Source organism: Kribbella ginsengisoli, from assembly GCF_039537185.1.
Classification (GTDB): Bacteria; Actinomycetota; Actinomycetes; order Propionibacteriales; family Kribbellaceae; genus Kribbella; species Kribbella koreensis.
In genome coordinates, this window is sequence record NZ_BAABAA010000007.1 from 17,453 (window position 1) to 39,112 (window position 21,660).

A 21,660-nucleotide genomic window follows, 5' to 3' on the forward strand; every position below is an offset into this window, starting at 1 on the left:
CAATCCACCCCGTGAATTCATCCGGCCCAGCCGGAAAGCGCCCGTCCCAGCCCGAACGAGGCGGCCGGCAACCTCTTCTCGTCGACCACGACGGGTGACTCGGCGAAGGGGTGCCAGCCCGGGAAGAACTCCCCTGTCGGCCACTGCACCCCCGGCACAGCGGCCCCGAAGAGGGCCTGTACGTCCGGCAGCGCCGACGCGACGAAGACCACAGTCCCGACCGGCGCACCCGACCGTAACGCGCTTGGGGTCGGCAGCGTCTCCTCCACACCGATCGCTCCGTAGACGGCTCCCGTACCGACAGTGAGCTCCCGCAGCACGCCGGTCGCCCACTGCGCGAGCCGACGGGCCGCCTTCCGGTCGCTCGCCTTCCAGCTCGAGTCCGGAAGGCCGAGCCGGTCAGCGGCCAGCGAGACCGCCACCGGGTGCATCTCCTTCTCGGTACCGAGGAGGTGCTCCACAACGACGGCGCCCCAGCCCTTGATCCGGTAACCCGCCTTCAGCGGCCGCAGGACCGGATCCCGGCCGTGCACGACCGCGTCGAACGCGTCCGCACCGAGCTGAGCGGTCGACCGGTCGTCCAGATCCTGCAGCATCGCGTACTGCCGGCCGCGAGGCGCGGACTCGACCACCCCGGCCGGCACGCAGCCCGCCGCCACCACGATGTCGCAGGCGCGCCCGAAGACCGATTCCTCGTCTTCGGGCGACCAGACTGCGATCGTCAGGTGCGGTGGGTCCGGATAGAGCGCGTCCTTGCTCACTTGCCCAATAGTCGCAGCATCGCGGACACCTGCTTGTTGTTGGGTACGAAGGCCGTCACCAGATCACCGGTGGTCCGGTCGAACTGGGCGACGAACCACTTGCCGTCAATCCGGGCCAGGTGCGCCTGGGTAAGGGTCGAGCCGCTCGACCAGGGGAACACCTTGCCGCTCTGCGACGCCCGCTGGATCAGCGCGCTCCACTCGCCCATCTTGCTCGCTCCGACCTCGCGGCCGAACCACTGCTCCGCATGCCGCCCGAACGAGTGCTGCAAGCCGCGCGGGGTGATCCTCGGGATCACGCACGCGTTGTGCACCAGCAGCTCGTCGGGGCCCACGTGGTACGTGTGGATGCCCTCGACACTGAGGTTGTAGGCCGCCGCCTGCCGCGCGCCACCGGTCTTCAGCCCGCCGATCGTGAAGCGCCGGCCGTCGGCCGACTGGACCTGGTCGCCCCGGTCCAGCTCCGCGGCCGGCTCGAACCGCCGATCGGTGGCGTTCCAGAACGGGTGGTTCGCGGTCGTGGTGACCACGTCACCGGCCACTTCGAGATCGATCACCCGGTCGGAGTGCTCGAAGACCTGGGTGACCTTGTGCGGCCCCTGCTCACCGGTTTCCGGATCCGTCGCCAGCACCTCGTCGCCGACCTCGACCTGCGAGATGGGCTTCTTGGAGCCGTCCGCCATCAGTACCAGCGTCTCGCCGGTGAAGCTGCAGGCCTTGGCCGCCGTCTCGGCCACCTCGTCGAGGTATCGGGCGAAGGGCCGGGCGGAGCGCAGTCCCACGCTGAGGAACTTGCCGACCCCGAACATCAGCACGCCGTCGACGCAGCCCTTGGCCAGCCCGCGCAGGTAGTCACCCGCGGTGTGCTTGCGACCCAGCAGTGCGCCCGCGACGGTGTTGATGAGCGCGCCACCCGCACACGCCGCGACGATCTGCGGTACCGCGCCACTGGGGTCCGTTGCGTCCACAGGGTCGCCGTCAACGTACGAATAGAGGTTGGGCCCCGCGCCTTCGAACCCGGCGGGGTCCTCGGACAGGAAGCGGCCGGTGCCTGGCTCGTACCACCTGGCCCGGTTGAACTGCAGTCCTGCGGGCGTACCCGGCCCGGACTCGCGTCCTGTGTAGCGAACGGGGTTGGCGTCGCCCGCGAGGCTGGAACGCGCCTTGCCGTACAGGTCGTACGTGTACTCGGCTGCCACGGTCCCAGTGCCCGGGACCGTCCTGGCCACCACCGATCCCTGCCGGTCGGTGAGCAGTGCCGAGGCGCTGCCCGTCCCGTCCAGCCCGTCGACCCGTGCGGCCGCCGAGTCGGTGGAGAGCCCGGACAGGTACGTCGCGTCGGCAGTACCCGGGCCGTCCTCGACCAGTACGTTGTCGCCGTCGTACCGGAGATTCCAGGTCTCGCCGCCGACAGTGGCCCCGATGCGACGCCCCAGTGGGTCGTAGCGCATCTGTGAGGCCCCTACCGCGCCCGTGGTCGACGTCATCTCGCCACGGGCGTTCCATGTGTACGTCGAGGTGCCGTCGTCCGTCAGGTTGCCTTCCGGGTCATAGGTCCGGGTGACACCGTCCAGCGAGGTCAGCCTGTTGGCCGGATCGAACACTGCGGACCCGACCGGCGACGGCAGGTCGGCACGCGCCCACGAGCCGCCAGTACGGTCCAGTTGGCCAGCAGCGTCGTAGTGATAGGTGAGGTCACCAAGCACCTGCGCGCCGGACGTGAACGTCAACCCGGTAAGGCCTCCAGCGAGGTCGTATGAGGAGGTACGCACAACTCCACCCGGCAGCGTCTGCGTCTTGAGCCGCCCGGTCGAGTCGTACCCGTACGACGCCACGACTGCCCCGCGCGTCACCTTGGTCAGCCGATCCGACTTGTCGTACTCGTATGCCGTGTCGGGCAACCCTGGCACCTTGAGCGTCTTCAACCGGCCCGTGTCGTCCCACTCGCGCGTGATCGTGCCCTGCGGAGTCGTCTCGGTCGCGACCCGGTCCTTGCCGTCGTAGGTGTAGGCAACCGACCCCGCACCCGCGGTGGAGTCGGTGACCGACTCGAGCCGGCCCTTGTCGTCGTACGCCGAGATCAGAGTCGACTGGTACTGATATGCGCCCGGCGAGCCCGTCCGGCCGTACCCGGTGAACACCTCCCGTTGCAGCGCGTCGTACCGGTACTCGGTGGTGAGCCCGCGCCGGTCGGTGATGGTCTCCGGCCGGCCGAGCGCGTTGTAGGTGTACGTCGTCTTCTTGCCGACCTGGTCGGTCAGTTCGTGCACCCGGTCCATCAGGTCGTACGCCCAGGTGGTCGTCCCGCCCCGGGCGTCCTTCAGCGACTCCAGGTTGCCGTTCTTGTCGTACTTGTACGTGGTGACCGACCCCAGCGGGTCCTTGGTCGACAGCACCTGGTTGGCGGCGTCGTACTGCACGGTCGAGACGCTGCCGTCAGGCCCGACCGTCTCCTGCACCCGCCCCGCGGAGTCGACCCCGTACGACGTCACGCGGCCGAGCGGGTCGGTCACCTGCGACGTCATGCCGTCCAGGTACTCGTACGTCGTCGAGCCGGCGCCGTCCGGGGTCTGCTTGGTCATCAGCCCCTCGTCGTTCCACTCGTAGGTGGTCTTGCGGCCCTCCCCGTCGGTCGCCGTCTCGACGTTGCCCAAGGCATCGAACGTGTAGCGGGTGGTGTTGCCCAGCGCGTCGGTGGTCGAGTCCATCGCGCCCTCGGGCCCGTTGTAGGTCGCGGTCTCCTGCTGCTGCTCGGTCCCCAGCGTCACCGTGGTCGAGGTGGCCTGCTGGTTCGCGTTGTAGGTGCTGACCATCGAGCGGCCGTCGGTGTCGGTCGTCTTGGTCGGCAGGTGGCTCGCCGGGTCGCGCTCCAGGCTGTAGCCCTGCTCGTTCGCAGTACCGGAGGCGCTGGTGTCCTTGACCAGGTACCCGGCCGCGTCGTACTCGACCACCCGCTTGGCGCCGGCCGGGTCGGTGACGGTGGTCTTCACCACCTTCTTGCCGGTGCTGTCCAGCACGTAGTCGAACTTGTACAGCCCACCATCGGCCAACTGCTGCTGGATCACCCGGTTGTTCGTGTCGTACGTGTTCGTCAGGAACACCTGGTTCTTCGCGTCCGTGATCGTGGTCAGCCGCTTGGCGGTGTCCCACCCGTAGGTCGTGACGCCGCCGTTCACGTCCGTCACGGTCTTCAGCAGACCGGTGTCGTAGGTGTACGAGACGGTGCGCCCGGCGTTGTCGTGGATCGCCAGAACCTGCCCGGCCGTGTCGTAGTCGTAGGTGAGCCAGAAGCCCTCCGAGGAGGTGATCGAGACGATCGCGCCGATCTGGCTGCCGTAGACGTTCTTCGCGATCCGCCGGATCGTCACGGTGTGGCCGAAGCGGTCCCGGATCCCTTGCAGCGGGGCCTCGTCGCCGTAGATCAGCACGGTGCCGTCGCGCAGCCGCAGATCCCAGCCACGACCGTTCCACGCCATCGTGGCCCCGGCGAACTGCCCGATGGTCCCGCGCGCCTCGAAGGCAGCGTCGGTGAAGCTGGTCCCCGGCGAGGTCCGGGCGAAGTGCACCTGGCTGCCGTCGATCAGGTTCAGATCGGCTTCCTGCCATTGCTTCTTGGAGGTCAGGAAGGTGTCGTACGTCCCGATGGTGCCTATCCCGAACGGCCGGGCCCGGCCGTCGCCGGAGCTGTAGGCACGCTCTGCCTCGATCGGGACGAAGCCACCCAGCGTCAGGTCGGTCTGCGTGTAGGTGAATCGTCCGGTGCCCAGATCGACCGGGTCCCCGGCGGAGCCGAGCGCCTCGAGGATGCCCTTGGTCAGGCCCTCCAGCCAGCCCGAGACGTTGATCATCGCGCCGTCGAAGTTCTCGATCGCGGTGTCGTGGTCGGGCAGGACCTGGGTCCCGTCGGCCGTGACCGTCCCGATCCCGTAGACCTCCCAGCCCTCGGCGTACTTCTCGTGGCTCCAGAAGTTGAGCCGGGTACCGGGCTTCTGGTCGAGGTAGTTCGGGTAGTAGATCTTCGCCTCGCCGCCGTGCAGTTCACCGCCGGCGGGCTGGACCGTGAAGTACACCGGCACCTGGACGCCCTTGGGCATCGGGATCGGCGTCCGGTCGACCGGGATCGGGGTGATCCCGACCTTCGTCACCTTCTTGCCGTCGGCGTCGGTGATCGTCACCCCGGCCGGGATGTGCACCTCCAGGCCCTTCACCTTGGAGGTTTTCAGCACTACCGCTTCCGTTGTCGGGCCCGCGATGCTGATCTCGTTCGCGGTGTCGAGAATCGGCAGGTACGGCTGGTAGAACAGCTTGTTCGCACCCTTGCGCAGGTTGACCTGGACATCGAAGTACCCGTACTTCGTCCGCCGCGTCGACGCCGTCCTGCCATCCATCACGAACAGGAACGTGCCTTGCGGAAGGCGGGTCAGGACGAACGAACCGTCCGCCTTCGTCCTCACCGCGCGATCGGCGACCCGAACCGTCACGTCGGCCAGCGGCTTGCCGTCGGTGCGCAGGATCCGCCCGGTCAGCCACGCGTCCCGCTTCCGCGGATAGACCGGCGGCGGTGGCGGCTCCTCCTCCTCGTTCGCCTTGACAGCGCGAGCGGGAGCTGCCGCCGGCTCGGCGCGCGGGAAGTCCCGCCGGTCCTCGAGGTTCGCGGCAGCCGCCGTCGGATTGTTGGCGACCGCGATCGTCGCAGTACCGGTGCTGAGCTCCGCCGGATCGACGAACAGCGTGTACGTGCCCGCGGACGGCAACGTGTAGGTCAGGTAGCCGGCAGCCGTCAGGCAGGTCGAGGTGAGGTTGGTGCCCGCCGAGTTGCGCAGCCGCAGGTAGCCGCCACACGCCGGATAGCTCGACGAGCTCACGGTGGCCTTGATCTTCTGGCTGGCCGTACCGGTGAACGTGATCGTGGCGGACTGCCCGACCACGGTCGTCACGCTCACACCGGCGCCGCCGACAGTCGTGGTCTTCGCGACGTCAGCCGGTACCGAGTACAAGCGGACAGTGGTCCGGCTGGTCACCATGTAGTCCGGGTCGACGAACAGTTGCCACGTCCCCGCCTGGGCGAGGGCGATCGTGTCGACCAGCATGCCGCCGCTGGACTCGTAGCAGCTGGTGGTCTTCTCCGTGGTGCCGTCCGGCCGCAGCAGCTTGAAGGACACGTCGTACTGCTTGGCGGCCCAGTCCACGAGGCTGCAGCCGATCAGCACGCGCTGCCCGGCCGTCGCGGTGAAGGAGACTGTGGCGTTCTGGCCGACCACGGTGTCGAAGGTGACCGCCGCGCCACCGATCGTCGCCGTCGGGGCTGCGTCTGCCGGTACGGCGTACAGGCCGATCGTCGCGCCCGCGTTCGCGTTGAGCTTCGGATCCATCCGCACTGTCCAGTTGCCGCCGGCCGCGGCAGTGACAGTGTCGAAGAGTTCACCCTTGAAGGAGGTGTAGCAACTTCCGCTGTCGGCCTTGGTGCCGTCCGGGCGCAGCAACTCGAAGGAGATGTCGTACTGCTGGTCCGGAACGCTCAGCGTGCAGCCGACGTAGATCCGCTGGCCAGCCGTGACGGGAAAGACGACAGTGCCGTTCTGACCCGGTAGGAGGTTGACCACCGCGCTGGAGCCGAGCGTCGAGTTGACCACCGGGTCCGCCGCGACCGAGGCCGCCCGCAGGGCGGAGGTGAGCAGGAGTGCCCGGTTCGGGTCGGCCAGGACGGTCCAGGTGCCTGCCGTCAGCGCCCGGGTGTCGAAGAGGATGCCCTTGTCCGACGAGGCGCAGTTGCCGGTCTCGACCTTCGTCCCGGCCGGGTTCAGCAGCTGGTAGCTGACGTCGTACTCGTGCCCGGTGATCGCGACGCAGGTGATCATCACCCGCTGGCCGGCCGTGGCCGGGAAGGTCATCCGGGCCAGCTGCCCTGGCTTACTGTTGCTGACGGCAACGGCCGCGGCGTCGACCGTGGTGGCGACGACGGCATCCGCCGGGATCGTGTTGACCGCGACGTCGATCGTGCCCGTCTGCGCGCCGGCCGGCTCGACCAGCAACAGGTACTCACCTGTCTGCGGCAGCACGTAGCGGTCGGCGAGGTAGTCCATGAAGTAGGTCCAGGTCTGGTCCCGGAACAGGAACGAGCCGTCCGGACCGCGCAGGGTGACCTTGCCTGTCGCTGTCGACGTCAGCTGGGTGGCGAGGTCGACATGGACCAGCTGGCCCTGCGTACCGGTGAAGGCGACCGAGCCGGTCTGCCCTGGCTTGGTGATGGTCAGTCGCGCGGCTGCTCCGTCGAGCGTGGTGGTCGCCGAGATCGGGGTCGGGACCAGGTTGACCTGGGCGGTGTAGGTCCCGAGCTCGAAGTTGTAGGGATCCACGTCGACGGTGTAGACGCCGTCCTCGGGCAGCAGGACCGAGGTGAGGAAGCCGCTCGTACTGCCGTAGTACGAGTTGGTGGTCACCAGCTTCTGGCCGTGCGGACCCCAGAGCACTGCCCCGGAGGCCAGGTTGCTGGGCGCGGTCAACGTGGTGAAGACGAGCTGGCCCTTGGCGCCGGTGAAGGTGAAGGTCGCGTGGGCGGGGGCGACGGTCGTGGTCAGGCTCGCGGCCGGACCGTCGATCGTCAGCGGCGCGGTGAGATCGGCACTCTGCCGGGCCACCACGGTGAAGGTGCCGGTTTCGGGGTTCCGCGGGTCCAGCTCGACGAGGTAGGTGCCGTTGACGGCCGGTCGCGGCAGTTCCAGGTAGTCCTTGCCGCAGATCGTCTCCTCGGCGTACGCCGCCGTGCGGTCCGGCGCCCAGATGTGCGCTTCGTAGCAACCGCTGATCGTCTCGTCGACCTGGAACCCGAGTCGCTGCCCGGCAGTGCCGTCGATGCTGAACAAGGCCAGCTGGTTGGACGTTGCCATCGTGATGGTCGCGGGGGCGTCGGGAGTGAGGTGCACCGAGGCTGCGACGTCCACGGCCAGGAACGGTGACGGCGGTACGGTCACCTGACCGGCCGAGGTGACAGTGCCGGCCCGGGTCCGGACCATCAGCTTGCCGGCCACGCCGAAGCCGGGCGCCCGGACGGTGAGGGTCGTCGCGGTCGCCGAGAGCACCTGCAGCTTGGTGCCGTTGACCGACACGGTGTTGGCGGTGGTCGCCGGGGCGAAGTTGCTGCCGGTGACGGTCAACGTCGCGCCACGGTCGACGATCGCAGGGCTGACACTCGTGACCTGCGGCGCGGCCAGCAGGGTGACCGAGCCGGCGGTGACCGTCGTACCGGAGACGTTCACCAATGCCTGGCCGGTGGTTGCTCCCGCGGGCACGGTGACGACCAGGTGGTTGCGTCGCAACGAGGTGATCGGCGCGGTGGCGCCGCCGATGGTCACCGACACCTGCTCGGGGTCGAGTCCGAAGCCGGTGCCGTAGATCTCGTAGGAGTCGCCGACGACGGCGGTCGCCGGGCCGGCCTGGGCAACGGTCAGCTGGTTGGCGGGCAGTGCCTGGGTGGCGGTGATGTTGCCGACTGCGTCGTACTGGTACGCCACACCCGCGCCGTCGGAGGTGAAGACGGCCTTGACCCGGCCGGCGGCGTCATGGGCGTAGAGGACCTCGCCACCCATCGGCACGACGGGCTTGGAGGCGGCAGAGGCAGTGCTGGTGCCGGCGGCGTTGATTGCCTGTACTGCGAACGTGTAAGGCGTGCCATTGGTCAGGCCGGTGATAGTCGCGGTACCTGTCGCACCGACGGTGCTCTTGAGGTTGCCCGGGTTCGCCGTCACCGTGTAGCCGGTGATTGCGGCGCCGCCGTCCTTCGGGACGGTCCACCCGACAGTCGCCCGGCCGTCCGCAGCCGCGGCGGTGATGCCGGTCGGGGCTAGTGGAGCCGTGGGCTTCTTGTAGTAGCCGCGCAGGCGCAGGATCAGCTTGGTCGCTCCGCTGGCGTAGAAAGTGGTCTGGCCGGCCGACGAGATCTTGAGGGTGTCGTGGGCAGCCGTGTTGGTGGCGTTGGCGTAGTACACCGACGCGTCAGTGGGCCGCGTCGTACCGGCCGCGTAGCCGGTCAGGAAGCCGGCGGCGGTCGGGGCGGACGCTACGACGTTGGCGTCGACGGCTGCGACGGTCGCGGCGGCCGGTACGCCGTTGGCGCCGGCGAGAGTGGCGGTCGTAGTGCCGGCTGCTGCCAGGGCGACGTTGTTGACGACGGTCGCCGGGGCGACTGGGACGTACGAGGCGGCTGCTGCGGTCGCGGTCGGCTTGGAGTAGTACCCGCGGAGTCGGACGGTCAGCTTGGTGGCACCGCTGGCCGAGAAGGTCACCTGCCCGGCAGTGGACAGCCTGACCGTCTCGTAGTTGGTCTGAGCCTGCGTGACCGGGTAGTTCACGGCAGCGTCGGCCGGTGCGGCCTCGCCTGTCGGATAGGCCTTGAGGACGCCTGCCGCCGTCGGTGCGGCCGAGGTGACCTCGATGGCGACGGCTGCGACGTCGATGGCGGCGGGGATGCCGTTGGCGCCGGCGAAGGTGTAGTTGGTCGTTCCGTTGGCGGCCAGCGCGACGTTGTTGATCACCGTGGTCGCCGGAAGCGGGACGAAGGTGGAGCCGGCCGTCACTGCCGAGGACGAGGTGAAGTACCCACGGAGCCTGACCCAGACCTTCGACGCGGCGCTGGAGTAGACGCTGATCTGGCCTGACGCGGACACCGGTACGACGTCGTAGCTGGCCGTGTTGCGACCGGTGACGAAGTTGTTGGTGCTGTCGGTGGGACGCGTAGTACCGGCCGCGTACGCCTGGACGTAGCCCGCGGCGGTGGTCCCGATCGCAGTGACCTGGACTGCCACGGCGCTGACCTGCGCGGCGGCCGGGATGCCGTTGGCACCGGCGACTGTGACGGTCGAGACGCCGGCCGCGGCCACGGCGACACCGTTGATCACCGACGCCGGCGCGACCGGCACGAACTGACCGGCGGCCGGCTGCAGCTCAGGAGCCGCCGCGGCCTGGGTCGTGCTCGCCGGAACCTCGGCCGCGGCCGGCCTGGCCGTGGCCTCCGGGACCACCAGGGACGAGGTGAGAAGCGAGGCGGAAACGAGCATGACGATGCATCGACGCAGCACAGACAACCCCCAGCAGAGACCCGTACGCGAACAAGAAACCCCCGGCGGCCGATCGACGGCCGCCGGGAATTCTATGCAGGCGATTCGCTGCTGGGACAGCTCTGCCCACAATCGGCACGGACCTGCCCAGAACCTCCCGAACTGCTCCTGTTGTCCTGTTGGACAACGCTCAGACGAGGTACCTGTCGCCGGCCCGCAGAACCCGCAGCCAGCAGCATCCGTACGGCCCGACCTGGTGGCGGAGCGTGCCGTCGTTCTCGACGTCCGAGGTCGCTCCGGTGAGCAGGTCAGCAACCCGTACTCCGACCCCGGAGCCCGCGACGACGAGGGTGATCTCGGCGGGCTCGGCGGAGAAGTTGTGCAAGGCGATGATCGTGCCGTCCTCGTAGTCCGAGCGATGAGCGACCACCGACGGCGTGTCGTGCTCGAGGATCGTGCACTCACCCCAGGACAGCTCGGGGCACTCGCGATAGCGCTGGGCGAGCAGCTTGATCCAGCTCAGCAGCGAGTCGGGGTCCTTGCGCTGGGCGGCGACGTTGACGTGCTCGGGCGAGAGGTCACCCTCCACCACCGGGCCGGCCAGGTCGCCGGGATCGGCCGTCGAGAAGCCACCGGTCGGGCCGGTCGTCCACTGCATCGGGGTACGGACCGCGTTCCGCCCTTCAGCGGCCAGATTCTCACCCATCCCGATCTCCTCGCCGTAGAACAGCACCGGCGTACCGGGCAGGGAGAAGAGCAGGCTGTAGACCATCTTGATCCGGGCCTGGTCGTTGCCGAGCATCGGCGGCAGCCGGCGCCGTAGGCCGCGACCGTAGAGCTGCATGTCCTCGTCCGGCCCGAAGGCGTCGAAGACCTCCTGCCGCTCGTCCTTGGTCAGTTTGTCCAGGGTCAGCTCGTCATGGTTGCGGACGAACGTCCCCCACTGCGCCTCCTCCGGCGGCGCTGGCCGCTCGCGCAGCGCCTTGACCAGCTCGGCCGGGTCCTGGCGCGCCAGGGACAGGTACATCTTCTGCATGCCGATGAAGTCGAAGCACATGTTGAGCTCGTCGCCGTCCTCGTCACCGAAGAACGTCCGGGTGTCCTTGTACGACAGGTTCACTTCACCGAGCAGCACCGCCTGGCCGTCTCGCCGGCTCAGGAAAGCGCGCAGGTCACGCAGGTAGTCGTGCGGGTCGGCCAGGTTCGCCGCGTCCGTCGCGCCGGCGGTGTCCAGCAGGAACGGCACCGCATCCACCCGGAATCCGGACAGTCCCAGCCGCAGCCAGAAGCCGATGATCTTCAGGATCTCCTCGCGCACCGCGGGGTTCGCGATGTCGAGATCGGGCTGGTGCTTGTAGAACTGGTGCAGGTAGTACTGCCCGGCCTCCTCGTCGTACTCCCAGAGGCTGTCCTCCTGGTCCGGGAACACGATCCCCTCGTGCTGGTTCGCCGGCGGCTCGTCGCGCCAGACATACCAGTCCCGGTACGGCGACGTGCGCGACGCCCGGGCGCTCTTGAACCACGGGTGCTGGTCCGACGTGTGGTTCACCACGAGGTCCGCGATCACCCGGATCCCGCGGTCCTGCGCCAGCGTGATCAGCTCGACCAGGTCCCCGTGCGTGCCGAGTCGCGGGTCGACGCCGTAGAAGTCGGTGATGTCGTAGCCGTCGTCGCGATCCGGCGTCGGGTAGAACGGCATCAGCCACAGGCACGTCACCCCCAGCTCGGCCAGGTGGTCGATCCGTTGCGACAGTCCGCGGATGTCTCCGCGCCCGTCGCCGTCGGTGTCGAAGTACGTCTCGATGTCCAGGCAGTAGACGACGGCGTTCTTCCACCAGACGTCAGCGGTCTCGGTCAGCCTCACGGGCGGGTCACCTCCAGTTGGGGCAGTACTTTGTCGCCGAACACGTCGATGAACTCCGACTGCTCCTGCCCGACGTGATGCAGATAGATCGCGTCGAACCCCAACCCGGCGTACGAGTTGAGCCAGTCGGCGTGCTGCGCCGGGTCGGACGAGATCCGCACGGCCTGGTGCATGGCCTCGGGCTGGACGTGCTCGGCCGCCTGGTCGAACGCCTCGGCGGTCTCCGTGTCCCAGCAGAACGGCGGCGAGAACACGTTGGTCCGCCACTGCTCGTGCGCGATCCGGGTCGCCTCTGCCTCGTCCGGGTGATAACTCACATGCACCTGCAGACAGACCTTCCCGCGACCGCCGTTGTCCCGGTACGCCGAAATCATCCGGCGCAACTGGTCTTCCTCCGCCGGGATGGTGATCATCCCGTCGGCCCAGCGGGCACATCTCTCCGCGGTAGCCGTCGAGACCGCCGCACCGAGCAACGCCGGCGGCTCGTCCGGCAACGTCCAGAGCCGGGCCCGGTCGACCGTGACAAGCCCGTCGTGGCTCACTTCTTCACCCTGCAAGAGTTTCCGTATCACCTCGACGGACTCCTCCAGCCGCTGCTGGCGGACAGCCTTGCGCGGCCAGCCGTCGCCGGTGATGTGCTCGTTGCTCGCCTCGCCGGTACCGAGTGCTGCCCAGAACCGGCCCGGATACATCGACCCGAGCGTGCCGATCGCCTGCGCGATGATCGCCGGGTGGTAGCGCTGACCTGGCGCGTTGACGACGCCGAAGGACAGTTCGGTGGCCTGGAGCGCGGCGCCGAGCCAGGACCACGCGAAGCCGGACTCACCCTGGCGGGTGCTCCACGGGCTGAAGTGGTCGGAGCACATCGCCGCGGTGAACCCAGCCTGCTCGGCCCGCACCACCGCCTTCAGCAGGTCGGCGGGCGGGACCTGTTCGTGCGAGGCATGGAAGCCGTAGACAGTCATGGCTTCCCGTTCCCCTCCCCAGCGAGTACTACACAGTTCACTCTGCGGAGGGAGTTGGTTCCGGAGGGTTGGGACGAGGGTTGCGGCATGGAGACACTCGTCGGGTTGGGGCGCCGTTGGCCGTCGTGGGTCGGGCGCGTCACGCAGTACTGGGCGGTGCTGTATGGCGCCTTGGCGGTGCACTGGATGACCGGTGGGCGGGAAAGTTTTCCGATCGCGAACGTGCACGGGGATCCGCCCGGCGGGCCGGTGACCGCGGTGGTGGTCGGTGGGGTGCTGGCGCTGGGAAGCGTTGCCGGTCTGCTGTCGGCGCGTGGGACGTCGCGGTGGGCCACGGTGGGGTTGGTCTTCGCGACCGGGACGACGTTGCTGGGGACGTTCGGGCTTGCGCTGAGCGGAGTCGGAGCGGTCGCGGCCGGCACTGTGGAGCGGCCGTGGGCGATGGCCGGGCAGGTGGTCGCAGCGGTGGGTGCTGGGCTGTTGTTCGCGAGCACGCAGGTGCACCTGCGGCGGCGACGGTCGCGGTGCCCACGGTGTGGGGGCGCTCATGAGGTGGCGTTGCGGCCGGATGCCGCGTTGGTCCGGCCGCGGCTGCTACCGGCTTCGGCGCGGACGCGGCGTACGGCGTACCTGGTCCTGGCAGGGTTGTTGCCCTGGGCAAGCGTGAAGCTGGTTTGGGGGTTCGGTGGGAGCGCGCTCGGGGTGACCGCGGCCGAGTGGCGGACGTCGATGGACAACAGCGAGACGTCGGCACTGAGCCGGCTGCTCGAGCGGCTCGGGATCGACATCACCGTGCTGGCATCGCTCGTCGGTGTGCTGCTGGTGCTCGCCCTGCTGTACCGCTGGGGTCTGCGCCTGCCTCGGTGGCTCCTGCTCCTGCCCGCTTGGGTCGGCGGCGTCAGCCTTGTCCTGTACGGCGTACCGCTGGCCGTCTGGGGGTCGCTGATGGTGACCGGCGTCGCCCCGGCCGACAGCGACCCCGGTCCGTTCACGGCGACCGGGATCGCCTACATGGTCCTTTTCGGCGGCGCGGCCTTCGGTGGGCTAGGCACCGCGCTGGCGGTCGGCGCGGTGTCGTACCAGCGCCGCAGCCGGCCTCACTGCTGAGACATGTCGTTCGTCTGCTGGACCAGAGCCTTGGCGATGGCGTTCAGTTTGGTGTTGCTGGTCTGGGAGAGGCGGGTGAGGAAGGCGAACGCGCGGTCGGAGTCGAGTTTGTAGCGCTCCATCACGATGCCGACCGCCTGGCCGATCTGGTTGCGGGTGGCCAGCGCCTCGGTCATGGTCTGATCCTGGCGGGCCCAGCCCATCGCGACAGCGACCTGGCCCGCGAACATGCTGCCGAGCTGGATCGAGTCGTTGTCGATCGCGTCCGGCTCCTGCGCGTACAGGTTGAGAGCGCCACGGACGTGCGGCTCGGCCCGGAACTGGAACGCGACCTGCGAGCCGAACCCGAGCGCCGCCGCCTTGGGACCGAAGTCCGGCCAGCGCGGGTCGTTGGCGAGGTCGTTGACCGCGACCACCGGATCCTCGATGGCCGCGTCCAGGCACGGCCCCTCACCCAGCTCGTACTGCAGGTGGTCGGCCCGGGTGACCCGCGGGCCGGTCGGCGCCAGCGTCTCGATCCTGCCGTCGCGGGCAGTGATCGAGATACTCGCGTCGACGATGCCCGGGATGTTGTCGACTGTGCAGCGGGTGATCACCAGCAGCGTCTCGGCCAGGTCCGTCGGCCCGGTCATCGCGGCCGCCACCTCGGTCATCGCGGCGGCGATCTCCAGATGCTGGGACTGTTCTTCGATCATCGTCAGCTCCTCGCCCGAAGCCGATCTCCCCCCGGGGATACTCGGCGCTCTTGTCCCCAGTGTGCGTCATGGATCTGTGCAAGGTACGGCCCCGGCGCTGGTTTGCTCAACGCCGGGGCCTGAAGTTGTGGGACCTCGAGTTCCGACAACCTCTTGACCGACCTGTGCCCCTACAGCGCGGACCTAAGCATGGTTCGGGCCGCCGATGCCGTCCAGCCTCAGACTCGTCGGTTCAGCGACGTACCGATGACCTACCGCGATCACGCGACCACGTGCAGTAGGTTCGCTCGCATGTTGAAGCGTGCTGCCGCCATCGCCGGGGTTCTCCTGCTCGCCACCGCGGGCGCCGCGACTGCTTCGGACGGCCACGACCACGAGCTGATCGTTGGCGGCACGCTGGCCAGCACCACGGAAGCCCCGTGGGCGATCGCCTTGACGAACTCCAACTCCGCCGAGGCGACCGGCCGGTACTGCGGCGCCGCCCTGGTCAGCGCGACCAAGCTCATCACCGCCGCCCACTGCATGAATCAGCCCGCCTCGACCTACACCGCGATCCAAGGCCGGCCGGACCTGGCGGACACCAGCGTCGGCCGCACCTCCGGCATCAAGTCGATTTGGGTCCACCCCGGCTACGACCACGACAAGAACCAGTACGACTTCGCCGTCCTCACACTGAGCCGGCCGCTCACCGGCGTACCGGTTCTGCCGCTGGAGACGAATCCGAAGGCCGACCGCAAGGGCGCCGTACCGACCGTCTACGGCTGGGGCGACACCCAGGACACCGGCCCCGCCGACACCCTCGAGAAGCTGGCCGTGCCCGACCTGGGCGACGCCGCCTGCCTGGCCAACAAGGAGTACACCGCCAACGGCTACGCCGCCGCCACGAACATCTGCGCCGGCTACCCCGAGGGCGGCCGGGACGCCTGCCAAGGCGATTCGGGCGGCCCGCTAGTCCTCAACGGCCGCCTCCTCGGCACCGTCTCCTGGGGCAAAGGCTGCGCCGAGCCCGGCTACCCCGGCGTCTACGCCCAGATTTCCTCGGCCGCGAAAACCCTGCAGACGCAGCTCGCCAGGTAACACGGCAGACCCACCGCGACCCCAGGGTCGTCAATACGAAACATTACTGTCGCGATCGCCGTCAAGAACTCACAACGCGGATACGACCGGGAAATACTTTGTCCTTACCTTTCTAGGCAACCCCACCCGCCTAGTGAGGAGTTGGCACATGCCCCAGACCCGACGGCAGTTCCTGCAGCAGGTCGGCATCACCGGTGGCGCCGGTGTCTTGTACTCGACGATGGGCGCGCTCGGCCTGACGACCACCGCTGAGACACCGGCCTTCGCGGCGCCGGCGCGCACCGATCTGAACGGACGCGGCAAGAAGCACATCGTCATCCTCGGCGCCGGGATCGCCGGGCTGACCTCGGCGTACGAACTCGGCAAGGCCGGCTACAAGGTGACCCTGCTGGAGGCCCGGCAGCGGCCGGGTGGACGGAACTGGACCGTCCGCGGCGGCACCGAGGAGAAAGACCTGCACGGCAACACGCAACGGGCCAAGTTCTCCAAGGGCCAGTACATGAACGCGGGGCCCGGCCGGATCCCGCAGCACCACGTGACCCTGGACTACTGCCGCGAGCTCGGCGTCGCGATCGAGCCGTTCGTGAACCAGAACGCGGATGCCTACCTCTACCGTGAGGGCAGTACTTCCCTTTCGAACAAGGCGATCCGGCACCGGACGGCGAAGGCCGATGTCTACGGGTACGTCTCCGAGTTGCTCGCCAAGGCGACCGACCAGGGTGCGCTCGACAGCCTGCTGACGCCGACCGACAAGGAGGCGCTGATCGGCTTCCTCAGCAGTTTCGGTGCTATCGGCAACAAAGCGGCGGGCTTCGGGTACACCGGCGCGGATGGACGACGTGGGTACGAGGTCGAGCCTGGGGCCGGCTTGGAGGGTGGGCGGACCGCTGCGCCGTACGGGCTGAGCGATGTGCTGGCCAGTGGGGTGGGGAACTACTTCTCGTTCGAGTTCGGCTGGGACCAGGCGATGATGATGTTCCAGCCGGTCGGCGGGATGGACCGGATCCCGTACGCGTTCGAGCGGGCGATCGGCCGGGAGAAGTTCGTGTACGGCGCGAAGGTGCTCGGGTTGCGCAACACGTCGACCGGCGTCTCGGTGATCTACAGCAGTGGCGGCAAACCTCGTGAGATCACAGCGGACTATGCGATCTGCGCGCTGCCGCCGCACATCGCGGCGACCGTGCCGTCGAACCTGCCGGGCGAGATCATCAGCGCCCTGCAGTACGCGAGGCCGACCAACGCGGGCAAGATCGGGATCGAGTACGGACGGCGCTGGTGGGAGCTCGACCACCGGATCTACGGCGGCATCACGAACAGCAATCTCGACCTGGTGAACATGTGGTACCCGTCGACCGGCTTCCACGGTGAGCGCGGGACGATGATCGGTTACTACAACACGGGTGCCAACGCTACGGCGTACGGGGCACTCAGCCCGGCGGCGCGGCTCGAGCGAGCCATTGCCCAGGGCATCAAGATCCATGGCGACGGTTACGGGAAGGACGTGAAGGCGTCGTTCTCGGTGGACTGGGCGGGGACGGAGTACTCGCGCGGTTCATGGGTCGGCTGGCCGTCGCAGACCGACGGTGTCTACGCGAGGCTGCTCGAACCGACCGGCAACATCTACTTCGCCGGTGACCACCTCACCCACACCATCGCCTGGCAGCACGGCGCGATGGTCTCCGCCCGGGCGACGGTGACCGCCCTTCACAGCAAGGTGATGAGCCGATGAAATCACGTCTGTTGGCCGGGGTCGCCGTCGTCGCGGTGGTCTTCACGGCCGGTACTGCGACCGCCGACGGCTGGTGGGATCGCCCGAAACCGCCGCGGCCCGGCACCGTCGTACCGGCCCTCCCGGCCGGCCAGGCGAATCCGTTGATCGCCACTGGTGTGGGGATCGGAGCCGACACACCGATCTACAAGACGAGCGGCCTCGGACCGAGCGCCTTGAACACTGATGCTCCGGCCGGGAGTGAAGCGTCGTACGTCGACACTGTCATCTTCCCCGGTGGGGTGTTGCCGGCCGGCGTCACGATCACCGAAGCCCAGGGAATCAACGCGCTGCGCCGGATCGGCGAGAACCTCAAGGCGGTCGGTCTCTCCTACTCCGACGTCTACACGATGCGCGTCTTCCTGCAGAACCCGGCGGGCGCCCCAGCCGCCGACTTCGCCGGCTGGAACCGCGCGTACCGCCAGTACTTCGCCAACACCGACCTCACCACCGGCAAATTCGTCCCCGTCCCCCTCGGCACCGCCGCCCCCGCCAAGCCCTTCGTCGTCAACAGCTCCCGCCCCTCCCGCTTCGCCCTGGAAATCGAGAACCTCCCCGTAGCCGGCTGGCTGGTCGAAGTAGAAGTAGACGCCGCCTACCCCAAACACTGACCCCTTCGACCACCCCCGCCCTTCAACCACCCGCCCCCCTCGCCCCAGGCCCACCCAGCAGACTCGCCCTCCCCCCGCCGCGCCCCGCCCCCCCATCTCAGGGGTTAACCCCTGAGATGTGGGGTTGCCCAGCGGGATTCTCGGGGGGCAACCCACCATTTGAGGGGTTAACCCCTGAGATGTGGCCGCGGGGCGCGGCGAGGGGGTACTCGCTCCTGGCGACGTTGACAGTGTCATATGACAGTGTCATGATCTGGTTATGGAACTGTGGACTCTCAGCGAGCTGGCAGAACGGGTAGAAGCGGCATTGACCGACTACCCGGGCCAAGCCAACGGCCGAGTCCGCCCAGTCCCCGACCAACGCGCCATCCGCTGGTACACCACCACCGGCCTGATCGACCGTCCCACCGAGATGCGCGGCCGTACCGCCCTGTACGGCCGTCGCCATCTACTCCAACTGGTCGCCATCAAACGCCGCCAGTCCCAAGGCCACACCCTCGCCCAAATCCAATCCGAACTAGCCGGCGCCCCCAACCAAACCCTCGAACCCATCGCAGCCCTCCCCAACCCCCTCCCGCCCAACTCACCGAAGGTGGCGTCCACGCCGCCCGGTGCGGGCGGAACGGACGGTGCGGGCGGAGCGGACGGTGCGGGCGGAGCGGACGGCGCGGTGTCCGCGGCAGGCGGTCTCGCGCCGGACGCGGGTGCGGCGGCTGAGTCGGACGCCTCGGCATTGGCCAGCCAGCCCCCCTTGCCCAGGGCCCGCTTCTGGGCCGAGCGCTCGCACGATGCGACCCCGGCCGATGCTGCGCCCGGCGATGCCTCTCACCCCACTCCTGCTCCGCTCGGAGCGGTCGACCACGACGCGCTCACCGGCGACGCCGGTCACCGTGAGGCCCGTCGCTCAGCAAACGCTTCGCTCGACGGAGCAGAGCAGGTCGGACCGACTGCCACCTCCGGCGACGCTCAGCGTCTCGCAGCCACTTCACCCCGGACAGCGGCCCGGGACATGCGCCGCGCCGACTCGGCGGAAGCCGGCGCCGTCTCCGTGCCCTCAGGCGCGGTGGTTGCTGCGGTTCGGCTGGGGGGTGGGGTGACCTTGGTTCTGGATCAGGGTGGGGGCGTCCCGGACATCGCGCGGCTGGTTGCTGCGGCAGTGCCGTTGCTTGCGGAGCTTGGTCGGCAGGGATTGCTCAATCAACCAGCGTCAGGAGACGAGTTATGACTGTTCTGCCTACCCTCCGAACCGACGAGCTGGGAGAGGTTTCGGACGCGGGGCTTGGGAGCTTGAGTACTGAGCGGGGAAATCTGCCGCTGGAGCGGATCGACGCGCACGCGACCATCACCGGGCTCGTCTCGCGGACCGTGCTGACCCAGGACTTCCACAACCCGCACGAGGTCGCGCTGGAAGCGACGTACATATTTCCGTTGCCGGCTCGAGCAGCGGTGACCGGGCTGCGGATGACTGCTGACGGGCGGACTGTCGAGGCTGAGTTGCAGGAGCGGGCTCAGGCGCGGGAGACCTATGACGAAGCGATAGCAGCCGGTCAGCGCGCGTCAATTGCTGAGGAAGAGCGCCCGGACATCTTCACGCTGAGGGTTGGCAACATCGTCCCCGGCGAGCGGGTGTCGGTGCAGCTCACCTTGGTCGGTCCCCTCCCTTACGAGGACGGCGAAGCGACGTACCGCCTGCCGCTCGTCGTCGCCCCGCGCTACATCCCCGGTACGCCGATCAGCGGCCAGTCCGTCGGTGACGGAGTAATCCCCGACACGGACGCAGTACCGGACGCCTCCCGCATCACCCCGCCGATCCTGCTCCCCGGCTTCCCCAACCCCGTCCGCCTGAGCATCACCGCCGACATCGACCCAGCCGGCCTACCCCTCAACGGCATCCGCTCCAGCCTGCACGCGATCTCCACCGAACAACCCGAGCAAAGCGACCACCGAACCACCGTCACCATCAACCCGGGCGAGCGCGTCGACCGCGACTTCATCCTCCGGCTCGCGTACGGCGAACCCGAAGCGACTGCCACCGCCTTCACCACCCAACCCGACCAGCACATCGTCGACGGCCAACCGGCAGGCGAGACCGAAGGCACCTTCGAGCTGACAGTCCTCCCACCACTCGAAAGCACAGACGCCCGACCGCGCGATGTCGTCCTCGTACTGGACCGATCCGGCAGCATGAGCGGCTGGAAGATGGTCGCCGCCCGTCGCGCCGCAGCCCGCATCGTCGACACCCTGACAGCCGCCGACCGCTTCGCCGTACTGAGCTTCGACACGGTCATCGAGCGCCCGACCGACCTGCCGGCAGACACCTTGGCCGACGCCACCGACCGCAACCGATTCCGCGCCGTCGAGCACCTGGCCGGCCTCACCGCCCGCGGCGGCACCGAGATGTTCACCCCACTCCAAGAAGCCGCCAGACTCCTCGGCGAAGACGACGGCAAGCGCGACCGCGTCCTCGTCCTGGTGACGGATGGACAGGTAGGCAACGAAGACCAGCTCCTCGCCGGCTTGGCCACCCCGCTGGCCGGCGTACGGATCCACACCGTCGGCATCGACCAGGCCGTCAACGCCGGCTTCCTCGGTCGGCTGGCCGGACTCGGCGGCGGCCGCTGCGAACTCGTCGAGAGCGAGGACCGCCTCGACGATGCACTCGACCGCATCCACCTCAGGATCGGTACGCCGCTGCTCACCAACCTCACCCTCACCGCCGACGGCCTGACCCTGCTCGCCGACACCATCAGCCCGGCCCGGATGCCCAACGCCTTCGCCGGCGTCCCGCTAGTACTACGCGGCCGCTACCGAGGCACCCCCGGCAACGCGACAGCCCACCTCCACGGACTGACCCCCGCCGGCGAGCCGTGGCAGGTGACGATCCCAGCCGTCCAAACCGAAGGCGCTGCAAATGCGGTCTGGGCCCGCGCCCACCTGCGCGACCTCGAAGACCAGTACGTCACCGCGACCGACACCTTCGGCGGCGCCTCGACCGATCTCGAAAAACTCGAACACCAGATCGTCGCCGTCTCCCTGAAGCACCACGTCCTCTGCCGCTTCACAGCTCTCGTCGCCGTCGACTCGCGCGTCGTCGCCGAAGGCGGCCCCAAACACCGCGTCACCCAGCCCGTCGAACTCCCCGCCGGCTGGGACCCCCGCCACCTCGCCATGCCCGCCGCGCCCGCCATGGGGTTCGCCGGAGCCGCCTTCGCTCCCCAAGCGTTGAACGCGATGGGCCCCGGCAGCGCCGCAGGCTCAGCTCCCGGAGGCGCAGCAGACCTGAGCCATCGCCGAGCCCGGGCCCGCGGCTTCGGCGACGGCCCAGGTCTGTTCTCGCGGAGCTCGAAGCGCACCGCTCAGCCACCCTCGCTCGTCGAGGAGCAGTCCGCAGCAGAGCCACTGGCCGAGGCCCGTGCTCAAGCAGCCGCCGAGGCACAACTCCTCCGCTCGGCCGGTACGCCGACCGCCGCCCAACGCCGGATCATCCTCTCCGACCTCGCCACCCGCCTCGAAGCCGTCCTCCAAAACCTCCAGGTCCCCAAGCTCCAGGCCCTCATCACCACCCTGAAGTCCCTGGACACGACCCCACTCGACGACACCCAACTCACCAACCTCTGGGCCGAAACCCTGCAAGTCCTCGACGAGTTCGCCGGCACTACCGCCCCGGCGAAGGCACCCATCCGGGACTTCTGGAAACGCTCCTGACCAGCAGGCCTGACTCGACCCCGCCGGATCGAGTTAGGCCTGTACTTGGCGCGC

General features: G+C 68.7%; 11 protein-coding genes. 6 read left to right on the top strand and 5 right to left on the bottom strand.

Going from position 1 to position 21,660, the window contains the following annotated elements; translation table 11 throughout:
* Nucleotides 1–17 precede the first annotated feature (17 nt).
* The 4 genes from ABD768_RS23565 to ABD768_RS23580 all read right to left on the bottom strand — a co-directional run bounded on the left by ABD768_RS23565 (nucleotide 18) and on the right by ABD768_RS23580 (nucleotide 12,643).
* Entirely contained in the window at nucleotides 18–761 is a 744-nt protein-coding gene (locus ABD768_RS23565) for a hypothetical protein (protein ID WP_344844080.1), read from the bottom strand.
* Nucleotides 758–9,814: an RHS repeat-associated core domain-containing protein gene (locus ABD768_RS23570; RefSeq protein WP_344844083.1), complete on the bottom strand. Its 9,057-nt coding sequence runs from the start codon at nucleotides 9,812–9,814 to the stop codon at nucleotides 758–760. The genes ABD768_RS23565 and ABD768_RS23570 overlap by 4 nt, the downstream gene beginning before the upstream one ends.
* 190 nt (nucleotides 9,815–10,004) lie before the next feature.
* Entirely contained in the window at nucleotides 10,005–11,678 is a 1,674-nt protein-coding gene (locus ABD768_RS23575) for an alpha-amylase family protein (protein ID WP_343970522.1), read from the bottom strand.
* Nucleotides 11,675–12,643 (bottom strand): TIGR03885 family FMN-dependent LLM class oxidoreductase, encoded by a 969-nt coding sequence (locus tag ABD768_RS23580; RefSeq protein ID WP_343970524.1) that lies wholly within the window; start codon nucleotides 12,641–12,643, stop codon nucleotides 11,675–11,677. Before ABD768_RS23580 ends, ABD768_RS23575 begins: the two co-directional genes overlap by 4 nt.
* Before the next feature lie 87 nt (nucleotides 12,644–12,730).
* Between ABD768_RS23580 and ABD768_RS23585 the strand changes: the two genes are divergently transcribed.
* A complete protein-coding gene (locus tag ABD768_RS23585) occupies nucleotides 12,731–13,750 on the top strand; it encodes a hypothetical protein (RefSeq protein WP_344844086.1) in 1,020 nt (339 codons plus the stop codon).
* Here ABD768_RS23585 and ABD768_RS23590 read toward each other — a convergent pair.
* Nucleotides 13,741–14,445 carry a GAF and ANTAR domain-containing protein gene (locus ABD768_RS23590; RefSeq protein WP_343970529.1) on the bottom strand — a complete coding sequence of 235 codons (705 nt, stop codon included), beginning with the start codon at nucleotides 14,443–14,445 and terminating at the stop codon, nucleotides 13,741–13,743. The two genes, ABD768_RS23585 and ABD768_RS23590, sit on opposite strands and share 10 nt — an antisense overlap.
* Before the next feature lie 291 nt (nucleotides 14,446–14,736).
* Here ABD768_RS23590 and ABD768_RS23595 point away from each other — a divergent pair, with 291 nt between their 5' ends.
* The 5 genes from ABD768_RS23595 to ABD768_RS23615 all read left to right on the top strand — a co-directional run bounded on the left by ABD768_RS23595 (nucleotide 14,737) and on the right by ABD768_RS23615 (nucleotide 21,606).
* Nucleotides 14,737–15,522 carry a S1 family peptidase gene (locus ABD768_RS23595; protein WP_343970532.1) on the top strand — a complete coding sequence of 262 codons (786 nt, stop codon included), beginning with the start codon at nucleotides 14,737–14,739 and terminating at the stop codon, nucleotides 15,520–15,522.
* Nucleotides 15,523–15,670: 148 nt separating this feature from the next.
* Entirely contained in the window at nucleotides 15,671–17,251 is a 1,581-nt protein-coding gene (locus tag ABD768_RS23600) for a flavin monoamine oxidase family protein (RefSeq protein ID WP_344844090.1), read from the top strand.
* Nucleotides 17,248–17,901 carry a Rid family hydrolase gene (locus ABD768_RS23605; RefSeq protein WP_344844093.1) on the top strand — a complete coding sequence of 218 codons (654 nt, stop codon included), beginning with the start codon at nucleotides 17,248–17,250 and terminating at the stop codon, nucleotides 17,899–17,901. The genes ABD768_RS23600 and ABD768_RS23605 overlap by 4 nt, the downstream gene beginning before the upstream one ends.
* A 259-nt stretch (nucleotides 17,902–18,160) precedes the next feature.
* Nucleotides 18,161–19,126, top strand: a complete 966-nt coding sequence (locus ABD768_RS23610; RefSeq protein ID WP_344844095.1) for a MerR family transcriptional regulator — start codon at nucleotides 18,161–18,163, stop codon at nucleotides 19,124–19,126.
* Nucleotides 19,123–21,606, top strand: a complete 2,484-nt coding sequence (locus ABD768_RS23615) for a VIT domain-containing protein (RefSeq protein ID WP_344844098.1) — start codon at nucleotides 19,123–19,125, stop codon at nucleotides 21,604–21,606. Before ABD768_RS23610 ends, ABD768_RS23615 begins: the two co-directional genes overlap by 4 nt.
* Nucleotides 21,607–21,660: the final 54 nt, after the last annotated feature.